The 15,879-nt window shown below is 42.1% G+C and carries 13 protein-coding genes; 3 read left to right on the top strand and 10 right to left on the bottom strand.

The features are described 5' to 3' along the window. Window positions 1–3: 3 nt before the first annotated feature. Entirely contained in the window at window positions 4–663 is a 660-nt protein-coding gene (gene hxpB, locus K5Q58_RS16780; protein ID WP_220755047.1) for a hexitol phosphatase HxpB, read from the bottom strand. A 456-nt stretch (window positions 664–1,119) separates the two neighbouring features. Between hxpB and acnB the strand changes: the two genes are divergently transcribed. Further along, window positions 1,120–3,717, top strand: a complete 2,598-nt coding sequence (gene acnB, locus K5Q58_RS16775) for a bifunctional aconitate hydratase 2/2-methylisocitrate dehydratase (RefSeq protein ID WP_220755046.1) — start codon at window positions 1,120–1,122, stop codon at window positions 3,715–3,717. A 214-nt stretch (window positions 3,718–3,931) separates the two neighbouring features. Here acnB and K5Q58_RS16770 read toward each other — a convergent pair whose 3' ends face one another. The 9 genes from K5Q58_RS16770 to priA form a co-directional block, all read right to left on the bottom strand. Further along, window positions 3,932–4,327, bottom strand: coding sequence for a MerC domain-containing protein (locus tag K5Q58_RS16770; protein WP_220755045.1), 396 nt, complete (start codon window positions 4,325–4,327; stop codon window positions 3,932–3,934). Between the two features lie 249 nt (window positions 4,328–4,576). Then, window positions 4,577–4,981, bottom strand: coding sequence for a MerC domain-containing protein (locus K5Q58_RS16765; protein WP_220755044.1), 405 nt, complete (start codon window positions 4,979–4,981; stop codon window positions 4,577–4,579). Between the two features lie 163 nt (window positions 4,982–5,144). Next, window positions 5,145–6,875 carry a gamma-glutamyltransferase gene (gene ggt / locus K5Q58_RS16760; protein WP_220755043.1) on the bottom strand — a complete coding sequence of 577 codons (1,731 nt, stop codon included), beginning with the start codon at window positions 6,873–6,875 and terminating at the stop codon, window positions 5,145–5,147. A gap of 421 nt (window positions 6,876–7,296) precedes the next feature. Next, a complete protein-coding gene (locus tag K5Q58_RS16755) occupies window positions 7,297–7,677 on the bottom strand; it encodes a gamma-butyrobetaine hydroxylase-like domain-containing protein (protein ID WP_220755042.1) in 381 nt (126 codons plus the stop codon). Window positions 7,678–7,875: 198 nt separating this feature from the next. Next, window positions 7,876–9,201, bottom strand: coding sequence for an ATP-dependent protease ATPase subunit HslU (gene hslU / locus K5Q58_RS16750; protein WP_220755041.1), 1,326 nt, complete (start codon window positions 9,199–9,201; stop codon window positions 7,876–7,878). A gap of 22 nt (window positions 9,202–9,223) precedes the next feature. Further along, complete coding sequence (hslV, locus tag K5Q58_RS16745; protein ID WP_220755040.1) at window positions 9,224–9,748, bottom strand: ATP-dependent protease subunit HslV; 525 nt, start codon at window positions 9,746–9,748, stop codon at window positions 9,224–9,226. Between the two features lie 166 nt (window positions 9,749–9,914). Further along, on the bottom strand, window positions 9,915–10,496 hold the full coding sequence (locus tag K5Q58_RS16740; RefSeq protein ID WP_220755039.1) for an SPOR domain-containing protein: 582 nt from the start codon (window positions 10,494–10,496) through the stop codon (window positions 9,915–9,917). Window position 10,497: 1 nt separating this feature from the next. Then, window positions 10,498–12,243 (bottom strand): arginine--tRNA ligase, encoded by a 1,746-nt coding sequence (gene argS / locus K5Q58_RS16735; RefSeq protein WP_220755038.1) that lies wholly within the window; start codon window positions 12,241–12,243, stop codon window positions 10,498–10,500. A 154-nt stretch (window positions 12,244–12,397) separates the two neighbouring features. Further along, window positions 12,398–14,593: a primosomal protein N' gene (gene priA / locus K5Q58_RS16730; RefSeq protein ID WP_220755037.1), complete on the bottom strand. Its 2,196-nt coding sequence runs from the start codon at window positions 14,591–14,593 to the stop codon at window positions 12,398–12,400. 77 nt (window positions 14,594–14,670) lie between these two features. On the opposite strand from priA, the gene K5Q58_RS16725 reads away from it, so the two are divergent. Both K5Q58_RS16725 and rpmE read left to right on the top strand, forming a co-directional pair. Further along, the gene (locus tag K5Q58_RS16725; protein ID WP_220755036.1) at window positions 14,671–15,501 is read left to right on the top strand and encodes a FimV/HubP family polar landmark protein; all 831 of its coding nucleotides are present in this window, start codon (window positions 14,671–14,673) and stop codon (window positions 15,499–15,501) included. A 125-nt stretch (window positions 15,502–15,626) separates the two neighbouring features. Continuing rightward, window positions 15,627–15,839, top strand: coding sequence for a 50S ribosomal protein L31 (rpmE, locus tag K5Q58_RS16720; protein WP_102527427.1), 213 nt, complete (start codon window positions 15,627–15,629; stop codon window positions 15,837–15,839). The last annotated feature ends 40 nt before the right edge of the window (window positions 15,840–15,879 follow it).

Below are 15,879 nucleotides of genomic sequence, written 5' to 3'. Positions count from 1 at the left end.
CAGCTATTTCAAAACGGTACCTAATAAATCTAAATGTGCTATTTGTTGGTGAGCAATATGCTGCCAGCGTTCTTGGTCTGCTACGTTTTCTGCAGGTATTGCCACTGTTTGCATAGATGCGGCTCTTGCGGCAACTAAGCCGTTAAAGGAGTCTTCAATCGCCAAGCAAAGTGATGGGTGCACTCCTAATGCATCCGCGCAGTTAAGGTAAACCTCAGGGTGCGGCTTACCATATTTAAGGTTTTCAGCTGATTCAATTGCCATGAAATAATCTTTAATCCCCAACTTACCCATTACCGCTGCAATTAAATCCGAAGATGACGATGTGGCTAAACCTATTTTTAGCTGTTGTTGCTGGCAAAGGTTTAATGCATTAATCACTCCACGCATCGGCTTACCTTGAGTTTCAATAAAGGTGATGACTTTATCAATAATCTGTTGCGCAACTTGCTGATTATCATAATTAGGCCAAGGATGGCGCTGATACCAATAGCTCACTAAAAAATCGATTCTTAATCCTGTGGTGATCTCGGCATCTTCGACAGTAATAGGCACCCCAAGTTGATTGAGTACTTCAACCTCAGCTTGCTGCCAAGCGGGTTCAGTGTCGATGATAATACCGTCCATATCAAATATGACCGCTTCTAAAGTGGTAGAACTCATAATAAATCCTTACTAAAGTGAATCGTTAATAATGAATAGCTAATCAAAAAAGTTGAATAAGTACGCTTTGGGTGGTTTGTGGTGCAAAACTGTTCAAAGACTATGCAGAAAAGATAAAAAAAATGCAAAAAATCATCTAAGTTATTCAATTGCTTTCTAGGATTGATTTAAAATTTATGTATAGTTTAATGGGTTGAATTTAATCGTTTTTTATGTTGTTTTAAACTATTGTCTAATTTTATTTGTTTAAAGTGACAGGTAAATTACGCTGCGAGCTAAAAATTAGCATCGATTTCGTCTCCATTAGAGTGTGATCTAATTCATACTTTTGCAAACCTGTAGTATACTACGGGTCGGATTTCAAGCCCGAACCTGTGGAATGGTCATTTTTTATAAATTTCATATCAAATGACGTTCAGTTTCGCTGTTAGGCGCAAAACAAAGAGGAATGTTGCCGTGCTAGAAGCATATCGTAAACACGTCGCAGAACGTGCTGCAGAGGGTGTTGTCCCTAAGCCATTAGATGCACAACAAGTGGCTGAATTAGTAAAGTTAGTTGAGACTCCGCCTGCTGGTGAAGAGGCTGTAATTCTTGACCTATTAGAGAATCGTATTCCCCCTGGTGTTGATGAAGCTGCGTACGTAAAAGCGGCATTCTTAGATGCAGTAGCAAAGGGCTCTGTATCGTCACCAATTCTATCTACTGAGCGTGCTACTGAACTACTTGGTACTATGCAAGGTGGTTACAACATTGAGCCGCTTATCGCTCAATTAGATAATGATGCACTTGCGCCAATCGCAGTAACAGCATTATCAAATACCTTATTAATGTTTGATGCATACCACGATGTGGTAGAAAAAATGCAAGCAGGTAACGAGTTTGCTAAGCAAATCGTTACTTCTTGGGCAGAAGCTGAGTGGTTCCTAAACCGCCCTAAACTTGCTGATAAGATTTCGCTAACAGTATTTAAAGTATCTGGCGAAACCAACACTGATGACTTGTCACCTGCACCAGATGCATGGTCACGTCCAGATATCCCATTACACGCTTTAGCCATGCTAAAAAATGCGCGTGACGGTATCGTACCAGACGTAGCAGGCACAGTGGGCCCAATCAAAGAAATCGAAGCACTAAAAGCCAAAGGTAACCCGTTAGTTTACGTGGGTGATGTTGTTGGTACAGGTTCTTCGCGTAAATCAGCAACTAACTCAGTACTTTGGTTCATGGGCGATGATATCCCTTATGTACCAAATAAGCGTGCTGGTGGTTTCTGTTTAGGTGGCAAAATTGCACCAATCTTCTTCAATACTATGGAAGATGCTGGCGCACTACCCATTGAGCTAGACGTTAGTAAAATGGAAATGGGCGATGTTATCGACATCTACCCATACGAAGGCGTTGTTAAGCGCGGTGGCACTGATGAAGTCATCTCAACTTTCGAATTAAAAACAGAAGTACTGCTTGATGAAGTACGTGCTGGTGGTCGTATTCCATTAATCATTGGTCGTGGTCTAACTGACCGTGCTCGTGAAACACTAGGTCTTGCTGTTTCAGATGTATTTGTTCGTCCACAAGACGTTGCAGCATCTAACAAGGGTTATACTCTTGCGCAGAAAATGGTCGGTAAAGCTTGTGGCGTAACGGGTGTTCGTCCTGGCCAATATTGTGAGCCTAAGATGACCTCTGTAGGATCGCAAGATACTACAGGGCCTATGACTCGTGATGAACTTAAAGATTTAGCATGTTTAGGCTTTAGTGCCGATTTAACTATGCAGTCTTTCTGTCACACAGCGGCATATCCAAAGCCAATTGATGTGAACACGCATCAAACATTGCCTGACTTCATCATGAATCGTGGCGGTGTTGCACTTCGTCCAGGTGACGGGGTTATTCACTCTTGGTTAAACCGTATGTTACTTCCTGATACTGTTGGTACTGGTGGTGATTCACATACGCGTTTCCCAATCGGTATTTCATTCCCAGCGGGTTCTGGCTTAGTTGCATTCGCAGCAGCAACAGGTGTTATGCCTCTTGATATGCCAGAGTCTATTTTAGTTCGCTTTAAAGGTGAAATGCAGCCAGGTATCACGTTACGTGACCTTGTTCATTCAATCCCATTAAAAGCTATCGAAATGGGTTTACTAACGGTTGAGAAGAAAGGCAAAATCAATGCATTCTCTGGCCGTGTACTAGAAATTGAAGGTCTTGAGCAACTAAAAGTTGAGCAGGCATTCGAATTATCTGATGCATCAGCTGAGCGTAGTGCTGCAGGTTGTACGATTAAGCTAGATAAAGAGCCAATCATTGAATACCTAACGTCTAACATCGTGATGTTGAAGTGGATGATCTCTGAAGGTTATGGCGATCGTCGTACGATTGAACGTCGTATTAAAGGCATGGAAGAGTGGATTGCTAATCCAGATCTTATGGATGCTGATAGCGATGCTGAATACGCAGAAGTTATCGAAATTGATTTAGCTGACATCAAAGAGCCAATTCTTTGTGCACCGAATGATCCTGATGATGCTGTTTTATTATCATCAGTTGTTGATACTAAAATTGACGAAGTCTTCGTTGGTTCTTGTATGACTAACATCGGTCACTTCCGTGCAACTGGTAAGATGCTTGATAAGTTTGCTACGACTTTACCTACTCGTTTGTGGATTGCTCCACCAACGAAGATGGATAAAGATCAGCTGACAGAAGAAGGCTATTACGCCATCTTTGGTCGTGTTGGTGCACGTATCGAGATCCCGGGTTGTTCACTGTGTATGGGTAACCAAGCACGTGTTGCTGAGAACTCAACAGTCGTTTCAACGTCGACACGTAACTTCCCTAACCGTTTAGGTACAGGCGCAAACGTTTACTTAGCTTCTGCTGAGTTAGCGGCTGTAGCTGCATTATTAGGTCGTTTACCATCTCCTGCAGAGTACCAAGAATACGCGAAAGAGTTAGATGCAACAGCAGCTGACACATACCGTTACTTGAACTTCGATGAGATTGAGTCTTACACTAAGAAAGCTGACAGCGTGATTTTTCAAGCTGCAGTTTAATCTTTGATAAGATGGTTACGTTTTAAAAGCGTAAACTGAAAAATGCCAGCTAATTAGCTGGCATTTTTGTGTCTGGGCTTTGTTGTTTAATGATGCTTGTTATTGTTCTAAATTTCGTTTGGATTAAGGTAAGGAGCTGGCTGAAGTACCATAATCCAAGTCCAAACACAGTTTGGAAATAGTTCCGCAACACTAAATAGTGGCTTCTAATTATTTAGTGTTCGCATGTGTCGTTACGACAAAGAGAGTAATTACGCCAGTGTGCTGAGGCTAAAATGAAGGTAGCAGCGAGCGTTGCCAGTTTTTCTCCGGTATGACCAATCCAGTCATGTCCATAAATAGCGGCTACAGTAAGTACTCCCATTCCTACAAAAGCTAACCCTAATACAACAGGGTCTTTGTGTCGGCTAAAGCCGAGAAACATTGCAATACTGCTTGTTGGGATGATAAACCAAAGCATGAGTATGTGATAAAAATGATCACTTACTGAAAGTGAAGACATTGCCGGGAAAAGGACTAATAATATCGGCCCCGCAAGACAATGAAGTACACATAGCCCAGAAGCTGAAATAGCGAGGCGATCTAATAATAATTGCGCGGGTTTGTTCATTTTTATACTCAAGTGATAAATGTGCGGCCCTTTAATGATATGTTGTATCATTTAAGGGCGGGTAATCTACCATTGGCATGTTTGGTATTCAATAAGTAATAGTCATATATGTGTAGTTAGCATATTTCGGGGCTTATTTAGCGCAAAGCGTTTTCCTGCAATCTATTGTGGTTAACGAAACCGGATATAAGGGCTAAGATATTAATTAAAAAAAGTTTGTAAATAGTTACTCAAGCCCAATAGCTACCTTTAATCATGTTCATGTTCACATTTGTCTTTGCGACAAAGAGAGTAATTACGCCAGTGGGCTGAGGCTAGAATCATAGTGGCGAATACAGTTGCCAGTTTTTCACCCGTTTCACCGAATAAGTCATGTCCATAGATTGCCGCGACAGCAAGTACAGCCATTCCTATCAAAGCTAACCCTAATACTGTTGGATCTTTATGTTTTTTACAGCCGAGAAATACTGCAATACTGCTAGTTGGGATAATAAACCATACCATGAGCATATGATAAAAGTGGTCGCCTACAGGGAGTGCCAACATTGTCGGAAACAGTATTAGCAAAAGAGGACCTGCAATACAGTGAAGAGCACACAACACAGAGGCTGAAATTGCGAGTCGGTCTAATATTATCTGTGAAGGTTTATTCATGTTGATACTCAAGTGATTAATTTGCTAAATTATAAATGATATGTTGTATCATTTATAATTTAGCACTGACTGACTTGGTGTTCAATAAGGAATAGGTAATATAAGGATAATTTACATATTTAGAGAAAGATTAAAGGTTTATTGGCAGAGTGACTTAATGGTTTTATTTACCCATGGCAGTCGATGCTCTTCGGCGATCACTTGCACCGATAATTTGGCCATTTCTAATTTCAATGGCATTAAGTCCACTGGCCATTGGTAATACATGAACAGGGTAACCGTAGTCGATAAATTCTGGCACAAGCATTTCTGCAAAGGTTTTCTTTTCTACGAGTAAACCTGTTGAGTATTGTGATTTAGTGCGGTCGACTTTGGTGCCGTATTGGATGTTAGGTAAATCGATAGCGTCTTGGGCTGATAAATTCCAGTCAAGGATCCCCACTAGTGATTTTAAAACGTATCCAGGAATTTGACCGCTACCCGGTGAGCCAATCACTACTCGGAGTTGTTCTTGGTTATCTAGCACCATTAATGGTGTGGTAGCTGAACGTGGTCTTTTTCCTGGTGCAATCGCATTTTGAGCCGACTTTCCATCGACTTTAGGGTTATGGGTAAAGTTATCCATTTGTGCGTTAAGTATCATGCCATCAACCATGACACCCGATCCCATTCCTGTTCCAACTGTACTGGTCATTGCAATCGCATTGCCTTGACTATCGACAATTGAAATATGGCCGGTATCTTGCCCTTCTAATGAGTTGTCATTAGGAGGAGTAACAGCGGTTAATTTGCCTGCTGAGGGTTGCTCAACCATGACACCCATTTTAGGCATAAGCTTTCTACGGTTGTCTAAGTAAGTTTTATCAAGTAACTCCTGACTAGGGATATCGACATAGTCTGGGTCGCCGGAGTAAGCAATACGGTCCGCTTGAGTAATACGCATTGCTTCGGTCATTAATCGCCATGGTTCAGCGTCAGTGGGCTTCATTTTTGCAAGCTGGTAAGGCTCAAGTAACTCAAGAGTTTGTGCCACCATGGTGCCACCAGAAGAAGGGTAGCCAAATGAAACGATTTGATTGCCGTTATATTGGGACTTCACAATGTCACGGTGCTTGATTTGATATTTTTTAAAGTCATCTATCGACAGCTTTGGTTGATTATTATCAAGTCGTTGATTGACCGTTGTTACAATTTTTTGGCCTAACTCACCTTGATACATGTAGTCATCGCCGTGCTTAGCAATTTTTTTCAAGGTACGAGCGAGTGCTTGGTTCTTCATTAAACTGCCAGCTGGTTTAATGACTCCTGCTTGCCAGTATAGTGATTTTATCTCAGGGTCTTGCTGTAAGCGGATTTGTTCCCTGACGACAATATCATAGGTATAACTGTTCATGGCGTAGCCATGGGTCGCTAGCTCAATGGCAGGCTGTATCAGCTCGTTCCAAGGCAGTTTTCCTTGCTGTTGATGCACTTGATAAAGCAATTTTAGGGTTCCGGGGATCGCCACTGAGCGAGGACCTAAAACCTCACTATTATCGATCGTGCCATTTGGGGACATAAACATATCGGCATAAGCACTGGCAGGTGCGGTTTCACGACCATCAAAGGCATGAAATTTTTTTGCTTGGTTATCAAAATACAGTGCAAATGTACCACCACCTAAACCAGTCATATCAGGCTCTACTACTGTCATGACCATTTGCATTGCAACCATGGCATCAATGGCATTACCTTGTTGTTCAAGGACTTGATAACCCGTTTTAGATACGTATGGATTAGTGGCGCTAACCATAAAAGATTTACCCTCAGCGGTAGGCTGAGTGGGAAGGGAATTGGCTTTAGCATCCATGCTAGAAACGCATAAAAAGCTCAGGATAATAAATGATAAATGCATAGTCTGACTTATGTATAAAGTGAATCAACATTATTTCATAGCAGCCTAATGAATAGTGCCCAAACTCAGTTTGGTTCAGCAAGCATTCAGCTTGAGTATAAAGTCGTTATACTGATGTTGTTAAAGGTTTTATTCTTGCTATCAAGTCGTACTATTCGCCTAAGGTTAGGTTATTTAAATGGTACTGTATTGATTAAGGCTTAGCGTTAATTTTGGGCTTGAATATAGACAAGAAGAGAATTGCTTTAAGCGTAGCAAAGTGGCTTTGTGGTGAAAATAAGCATAGTAGTGAAAGAGGTATAGCTTGCAGTTAAGTACTGTTGATAAGTGCAGCAGATAAGTTTGGCGGAGGAACGCGTAAGCCCTAAATCAAGTATTGAACGAAATAAGACTTACACACTTATATACAGCGTTTTTAAACTTAAGAGTATTTGATGTTCATATCAATCAATGGTTCGCGAGAGCCTTTTTCAGCACGTAAACGGGCTAAGTACCTTTCCCAAATTTCGACTTGATGGGTGCCAAATTCATGTAACAATTTCCATGAGAACAAACCTGTGTCATGGCCATCATCAAAAATGATTTTTACTGCATAGTTACCTACTGGTTCAATCGCTTTAATATTAACTGCTTTTTTGTGAGTAACTAAGATTGGATTACCATGACGCTGCACTTCAGCAGAGGGAGAGTTAACGCGCAGCATTTCACAAGTGATATTAAAGACGTCGCCGTTATCAAAAGTGACTTCAAGTAACTTCGATTTACGCTTTAATTTAAGGTTAGTCACATTAGGTGAACTCATAACGGATACTCTCTTATTACAATGCTGTTAGTTTAACAATGAATAGCAAAAATGATAAAACGATAATAATAAAAAAGGTGGTCACTCAATGAGTTCACCACCTCTTAAAGCAGTCATTCCATATATTAGCTAATGTTAACTAAAAACAGGATGACTAAATTAGTGATAAGTCACAATTGGCAAATATCACTCGCGCAATTACAGAATAAAGCGGCTTAAGTCTTCATCTTCTACCAAGGTATCAAGATGATCTGTTACGTAAGCTTCGTCAATTACAAATGTACTACCAGATTTTTCAGAAGCATCATATGAAATCTCTTCCATCAGCTTTTCCATCACAGTATGTAGACGACGGGCACCGATGTTTTCTGTGGTCTCGTTGACCTGCCAAGCAGCTTGAGCAATCTTTTCAATACCAGATTCGGCAAACTCAATTTTAACGCCTTCTGTGCCCATTAACGCAATATATTGCTCGGTTAATGATGCATGCGGCTCAGTTAAGATGCGTTTAAAGTCATCAGCACTTAATGCGCTAAGCTCTACACGAATTGGTAAGCGGCCTTGGAGTTCAGGGATTAAATCAGATGGTTTTGACATCTGGAACGCACCTGAAGCAATAAACAAGATATGGTCGGTTTTAACCATGCCGTGTTTAGTCGTTACTGTACAACCTTCAATTAACGGCAGTAAGTCACGTTGCACGCCTTCGCGAGATACATCAGGGCCAGAGCTTTCGCCGCGCTTACAAATTTTGTCGATTTCATCTAAAAACACAATACCGTTTTGTTCAACCAAATCGATGGCTTGTTCTTTCATGTCTTCTTGATTGACTAGCTTGGCAGCTTCTTCTTCAATTAACAGCTTGAAAGCTTCTTTAATCTTAACCTTCTTGCGGTTCTCTTTGGTTTGGCCCAAGTTTTGGAACATGCTTTGAAGCTGGTTAGTCATTTCTTCCATGCCTGGTGGGGCCATGATTTCAGCACTAACTTGTGGTGCCGCTAAATCGATATCGATTTCTTTATCATCAAGCTGACCTTCACGTAGTTTTTTACGGAAAATTTGACGGGTATTTGAGTCGTCTTTTTGCTCAGTGTTCCAATCATCTTTTGGCTTAGGCAATAACACATCAAGAATACGTTCTTCAGCTAATTCTTCAGCACGATGACGGCCTTTTTTCATTTGCTGTTCACGAGTCATTTTGATAGCTGAGTCAGTTAAATCACGAATGATTTGCTCAACTTCTTTACCTACATAACCCACTTCAGTGAACTTAGTTGCTTCAACTTTAATGAATGGCGCATTCGCTAGCTTGGCTAAACGGCGGGCAATTTCAGTTTTACCTACACCTGTTGGGCCAATCATTAAGATATTCTTTGGCGTCACTTCTTGACGAAATGATGGTTCAAGTTGCATACGGCGCCAGCGGTTACGAAGCGCAACTGCCACAGAACGTTTAGCATTTTTTTGACCAATGATGTGCGAGTCTAGTTCGTGGACAATCTCGCGAGGGGTCATTTCAGACATAAATAATTCCTTACGTTCTAATTTAGTAGTCGATTTGCTCAACCGTTTTATGTTGGTTGGTGTATACGCAAATATCACCGGCGATAGTTAGCGATTTTTCAGCTATGTCACGAGCGCTTAAATCAGTATTTTGCAGTAGTGCTAATGCCGAAGCATGGGCAAAATTGCCGCCTGACCCAATAGCAATTAGGTCATGCTCTGGTTGAACCACATCACCGTTACCTGTGATGATTAATGATTCTTTGGTATCAGCAACAATGAGCATGGCTTCTAGGTTACGGAGCATTTTGTCGGTGCGCCAATCTTTAGCAAGCTCTACAGCAGATTTTAATAAGTGGCCTTGATGCATTTCGAGCTTAGTTTCGAAGCGCTCAAAAAGAGTAAATGCATCTGCAGTGCCGCCAGCGAAACCGGCGATCACTTTGTTTTGGTATAGGCGACGCACTTTACGCGCATTGCCTTTCATGACGGTATTGCCGAGGGAAACTTGGCCATCACCTGCGATGACAACTTGATTATTGCGGCGAACGGATACGATAGTAGTCACGGTAAATCCTCTTAACGACGGCAGCAGTAAAAATGAGGCTGCTGCTTGTTGATAAAACAGATATGGGGATGCTTGCTAGGAATTCAAGGGACAAAAAAGGCGCTTACTGAGAGTAAGCGCCTTTTTATAGCAAACAATGCTTAATTAGCCATTATCTAAATAATAATTAATATTGCCACAGCCAAATTTGGCAACCATTCACTCCTGCGCGTTGCAGTTTGTGACGAGTACGCTCGGCGGCGCGTTTAGACTCAAATGGGCCTAATATCACTTTATGCCAAGTGCCAGTTGAGCCTTTGGTTGCTCTAACTTGCGCTTCAAGTCCCTGAAAAGCAATCAGGGCTTTCATTTCTTCAGCCTGATCTTGTCTTCTGAACGAAGCACATTGCATTTGATAAGGGCCTTGAGACTTTAATGCGTCTTCTGGCACATCAACATCAATGCTTTTGTTTTCTAATTCCTCTAAGTAAGTCCACTCTTCCGTTGGTTTTGGCGGAAGAGCATTGGGATCTTTCTTAACAGGTTGCGCTTTTGGCTTAGTTTCAGTTTTTACTGCGGGCGTTGATTGCTCAACCGCATCTTCTGAGCTGCCACTGATAAACCATAAGAAATAGCCAAAACCTGCAACCAGTAGAATTATCACAAACGTAGACAAATAGCGGCTCGCAGGCTTAGGTTGTGCCTTTTTGCCTCTCGCTGGCTGACGCTTCTTTGGACTAGGCTTTTTGTTAGCGTAATCTCGGCTCATGTTACATACGCTCTAATGTTTCGATACCTAACAGAGACAAACCTGTTTTCAGTGTCTTAGCGGTTAGATGCGATAACAATAGGCGGCTCTGCTTTTGCTCTTCTGTTTCAGCGGCAAGTACAGGACATGCTTCGTAAAAGCTTGAGAATTCACTCGCTAGCTCATAAACATAAGCACACATGACATGTGGTAAGCCTTTTTCAGTCATACGGGTTAAGACTTCACCAAACTGAGCAAGCTTAGTGCCGAGCTCTTTTTCTTTATCGTGCTCAAGGACGATTTTAGCTTGGCTTAAATCGACATCTTCAGCACGTTTGAAAATACCGGCTATACGGGTGTAGGCGTATAATAAATAAGGCGCGGTATTACCTTCAAAGCTCAGCATTTGCTCAAAGCTAAAGATGTAATCACTGCTGCGGTTTTTTGATAAGTCAGCATATTTAACTGAGCTAATACCAACAACACGGGCAATTTCAATTAAGGTCGCTTCATCCATGTCTGGGTTTTTGCTGCGCACTAACTCAATTGCACGGGTATTTGCTTCATCAAGTAAATCAACCAGCTTAACGACGCCGCCGCTACGGGTTTTAAATGGACGACCATCAGGGCCGTTCATGGTGCCAAAACCTGTGTGCTCTAGCGATAACTCTTCACGAACAAAGCCTGCTGTTTTGGCAAGACTAAATACTTGCTGGAAGTGCAGTGCTTGGCGTAAATCCACGAAGTATAAAGCGCGGTCAGCTTTAAGTACGTTTGAGCGGTAACGCATGGCCGCTAAATCAGAGGTGGCATATAAGTAGCCACCATCTGCTTTTTGAATAATAACTGGTAATGGCTCGCCTTCTTTAGTGCGGAACTCCTCTTGGAAAACCACTTTAGCGCCATTACTTTCGCTTAATAACCCTTTAGCATCTAAATCTTTAACTACCTGTGCTAAGTCAGCGTTATAAGCGCTTTCGCCGTGGACGTCAGCGCGAGTTAAACTCACACCTAAACGCTCATAAACGTCATGACAGTGATGCAGCGAAATATCGTTAAATTCTTGCCATAACTTATTGCAGTACTCGTCACCAGATTGCAGTGATACCACTAAGTTACGTGCACGAGTAGCGAACTCTTCTGATTCATCAAAGCGAACTTTAGCGGCGCGGTAGAAGGTTTCTAAATCTGATAATTCAAGGTCTGCTTTTTCGCCATTTGCTGCTCGTAGCTCTTCCATATAAGCCAGTAACATGCCGAACTGGGTGCCCCAATCGCCAACATGGTTTTGACGGATAACGTCATGACCTAAAAATTCAAGTGCGCGGACCACACTGTCACCAATAATGGTTGAGCGTAAGTGACCCACATGCATTTCTTTTGCAAGATTTGGAGAAGAGTAATCAACAACGATGGTTTGCTTAGCCGGTAACGTGACACCTAAGTGGTCGTCGTTTAATGCATCTTGTAATTGGTTTGCTAGGGCGTTTTCATCAATAAAAAAGTTGATGAAACCAGGGCCTGCAATCTCAACTTTAGCAACATGGCTAGAAGCTGGTAGATTATCTATGATCAACTGGGCAATATCACGAGGATTCTTTTTAGCCACTTTAGTCAGCATCATGGCTAAGTTAGTCGCAAGATCACCATGGCTTTTATCTTTAGTTCGCTCCACCTGAATTCGCGCCTGAAAATCAGCTGGGACAATGCCTTGTTGCTTAAAAGAGTCGACGGTTTGTTCTAGTAAAGATGCAATATGTGATTTCATGGGCGTTAATTAGCACTGACTTAAAGTAAAAGAATGGGGTAACCGTCTATTTTAGCCGCTATTGCTATGCAAATGCTATCTCGACAGCTCAATTAATCAAGATTTTTTTGATTTGAAATAAATCGCAGCATAAACCTCATATGCTGCAATAGCATTACATCAGATCTTGGGGGTCTCTATCGATGCTCCAACGACAACGTTTGCTTTCATTGAGCGCTTCTATTTGCGGTAAAATTTGTTCAAATTCATGTTGCAGACGTTGACGGTTTTTAGCTTGGAATAATAACTGGCGGCGGTATTTACCTGCTTTACGGTCAAGTGGTGCAGGCATGGGGCCAATCACTTCAAAATCTTTATCTTGGGGTAATAAGTTAGCCACTTGCTGTAAGAAGTTATCCGCATCTTCTGCTAAGTGGGCGTCAGCTCGTAATAACACCATATGCCATGCGGGTGGCAGTAAAGCTTGTTGGCGCTCTTCAAGTTGGGCGCGCGCAAATTTGCCATAACCATTTTTTAATAAGTCATGCAGTATTGGGTTTTCACTTTGGTGAGTCTGCAGTAGCACTTTTCCGGGCTTGTCAGCACGACCAGCACGGCCAGATACTTGGGTATAAAGCTGAGCAAAGCGCTCTGGGGCTCTAAAATCGGCACTAAACAATGCGCCATCAACATCCATTAAACCTACTAAGGTGACGTCAGGAAAATGATGCCCTTTAGCTAGCATTTGGGTGCCCACCAAAATTTTAAATTCGCCTTTTAAAATACTATTGAGCTGTTTTTCCAGTGAACCTTTTTTACGTGTGGTGTCGCGATCGATTCGCACCACAGGATATTGTGGAAACTCTTGTTCAAGCGCTTGGGCAAGCTGCTCTGTGCCAGTTCCGTGCCCCATTAACATGGTGCTGCCACATTCATGACACTGATGCGGAATCGCATACTGATTACCACAATGGTGGCAACAGATTTCATTCAAACCTTGATGCACGGTAAAGAATGCATCGCAGCGATCGCACTCATGTAAATGGCCGCATTCATGGCATAACAGCGCGGGCGAAAAACCACGGCGATTTAGAAATAACAGTACCTGATTACCCGCATCAAGGTGCATGCGCATCTCATTAATCATCGAGGCAGACATACCGGACTTTAACGGCTGGGAGCGGATATCGATAATGCCTTGTTTTACTTTTTGAGCCGCGCCAGCTCGTTCAGCAAGTTCAAGGTGAGTGTAACGACCTGAAATGGCATTTTGCAAGGTTTCTAGCGATGGGGTTGCCGAACCTAAAATGACTTGCACCTTCTCTAAGTGTCCGCGCATCACTGCAAGATCGCGGGCGTGATAACGCACCCCTTCTTGCTGCTTAAAACTGCTGTCGTGTTCTTCATCAAGAATGATGAGCCCAGGATAAGCCATGGGGGTAAATAATGCCGAGCGCGTACCAATGATGATCGCTGCTTCACCGCACCTTGCTTGTCGCCATGCCTCTAACCTTTGGTTGTCGGTAAGTGCTGAGTGAATGACAGCAATATTGACATCGAAACGGCGTTTGAAGCGGTTAATGGTTTGCGGCGTTAAGCCGATTTCAGGCACTAAAATCAGCGCCTGTTTGCCTTGCTTTAATATCGTTTCTAAAATCGACAAATAGACTTCTGTTTTACCTGAGCCAGTGATACCTTCAAGTAAACTGCAATGAAAGCCTTGTTGTTGATTTAACACCGAAACAGCAACTGCTTGTTGCTTATTGAGCTTTAATGGCGTTTCAGTCATATTAAGTTGTTCACGCCAACTTAAGTCTGTGTCATTTACAACGAGCTGGCGATCGATCCAGCCTTTGTCTTCAAGAGCTTTAAGGGCAACCTTGCTAAGCTCTTGGGTAGTAAAGTCATCTTGGCTGATTGAAGACTGTTGTAATAGCTCGAATAATTTTTTTTGCGCAGGAGCGCGCTTAAGGACACTGATATCCACTTGTTTACCGGCATCATTTAAGGCAAAAAATGTCACGGTTTGTGGTTGTGCACTGAGACCTTTACGCAGAGCTATGGGCAGTGCTTGACTGAGCATTTGCCCTTGACTGGCAAAGTAATAGCGCGCAGCCCACAAGGTGAGTTTGTAAAGTGAGTCAGGTAATAGCGGCTTGGTGTCCAGCAGTTCTGAAAATGGTTTTATTTTATTAGCTGGAACGTCACATTCATTTTTTATCGCTGTGATTAAGCCTACAAGTTGTTGTCTACCAAAAGGAACTTTTACCCGCAACCCAAGCTGTATTTGTGATACGTTGGATTCAGGAACTTGGTAACTAAAGGTTTGCCGCATAGGAACGGGCAGAGCAACCTCAACAAACACAGGCATAATTCATCATCATTAAGAATTGAGAAGGCCTAGTTTACTAGAGCCAGAACATAAAGAAATAGGATAAGAGAAAATTGATGTCAAAAGGAATAATCAACAGAGCTGTATTGGCACTATCACTTTTTTTATTTTCATTTGTGGCACAAGCTGCACTGAGTCATATCAGTATTAACAGTCGTCAGTTTGATGTTGGGCAGCACCCCAAGATTAAACTGAACATTGTGGCCGGTAAAAACGACTTTTCTCGAATTAGCTTCCACCTTCGCCAAACTAATGGTTCGAAAGAAATCATGGAAGAATTGATGGTTCAGCCTATCAGCGGCTATATGTTATTTGCGATTGGTGTTGATAATGTTACCGATCCAAACGCTAAATTAATTGTCAGCGAGTATAAAGGTAATAGTTGGCGCCAGTATGCGGTGTTGCCCGTATTTGATTCGCCTTTTATTAAAATTACCGACAAAACCGAAGTTAAAATCGATACCCGAAATCAACCTAAAAAAGTGGCACCAATGCCAAATACAGGCGGTAAAGCACAGCAAACCACAGCAGTAGAGAAAACTCCGAATTCAAGTTCAGTATCAGCGAGTTCCGCTTCTTCAACACTCTCCACTCAAACACTCTCAACTCCAATAGTAAATGAGGGTTGCACCATTGAACGTGATCGCTCTGATACTTTATGGCGCATTGCTTCACGTTATCATAAACAATGGCAAACCAATGTCTATGGCGCTATGTTGGCGATTTATGATGCTAATCCTAAAGCTTTTTCAAAGCAAAAAATCCATTTGATTAGACAAGATGTAATCTTAATGTGCCCTTCGCAAAGTCAATTAAATCAATATGTAAACAAGATTGATGATAAGGCGAAATTTGAAGGTTTAGAGCAACAACATGCAGGCAATTAACTTTTGCTTGTTTGAGTTGGACAGATACTGTACTATTGCGCGCCTTAACGCTATTGTTATGAACGCATGTGGTGCTCAACTTCGGGTTGGGAGAGCGACATGGCCTGCTATTGAAGGTAATCCAAATGAAATCAGGTATCCACCCAGACTACGCTGAAGTAACTGCAACTTGTACTTGTGGTAACGTAATTAAAGTAAACTCTACTGTAGGTAAAAACTTACATTTAGACGTATGTGGTGCATGTCACCCATTCTACACTGGTACTCAGAAAGTTGTTGACACTGGTGGTCGTATCGACAAATTCAACAAGCGCTTTGGTGCACTTGGTAAGAAGTAATTGCGACTGCAATTATTTTAAGAAAAAGACGCCTTCGGCG

This window comes from Shewanella sp. KT0246, assembly GCF_019654955.1.
Lineage (GTDB): Bacteria > Pseudomonadota > Gammaproteobacteria > Enterobacterales > Shewanellaceae > Shewanella > Shewanella goraebulensis.
This window is presented reverse-complemented; position numbering and strand designations above follow the sequence as displayed.

Excerpts from the sequence above, each read along its gene's own strand:
- hxpB (WP_220755047.1), bottom strand. The coding sequence starts at position 663 with ATGAGTTCTACCACTTTAGAAGCGGTCATATTTGATATGGACGGTATT.
- K5Q58_RS16770 (WP_220755045.1), bottom strand. The coding sequence starts at position 4,327 with ATGAACAAACCCGCGCAATTATTATTAGATCGCCTCGCTATTTCAGCT.
- K5Q58_RS16765 (WP_220755044.1), bottom strand. The coding sequence starts at position 4,981 with ATGAATAAACCTTCACAGATAATATTAGACCGACTCGCAATTTCAGCC.
- ggt (WP_220755043.1), bottom strand. The coding sequence starts at position 6,875 with ATGCATTTATCATTTATTATCCTGAGCTTTTTATGCGTTTCTAGCATG.
- K5Q58_RS16755 (WP_220755042.1), bottom strand. The coding sequence starts at position 7,677 with ATGAGTTCACCTAATGTGACTAACCTTAAATTAAAGCGTAAATCGAAG.
- hslU (WP_220755041.1), bottom strand. The coding sequence starts at position 9,201 with ATGTCTGAAATGACCCCTCGCGAGATTGTCCACGAACTAGACTCGCAC.
- K5Q58_RS16740 (WP_220755039.1), bottom strand. The coding sequence starts at position 10,496 with ATGAGCCGAGATTACGCTAACAAAAAGCCTAGTCCAAAGAAGCGTCAG.
- argS (WP_220755038.1), bottom strand. The coding sequence starts at position 12,243 with ATGAAATCACATATTGCATCTTTACTAGAACAAACCGTCGACTCTTTT.
- priA (WP_220755037.1), bottom strand. The coding sequence starts at position 14,593 with ATGCCTGTGTTTGTTGAGGTTGCTCTGCCCGTTCCTATGCGGCAAACC.
- K5Q58_RS16725 (WP_220755036.1), top strand. The coding sequence starts at position 14,671 with ATGTCAAAAGGAATAATCAACAGAGCTGTATTGGCACTATCACTTTTT.
- rpmE (WP_102527427.1), top strand. The coding sequence starts at position 15,627 with ATGAAATCAGGTATCCACCCAGACTACGCTGAAGTAACTGCAACTTGT.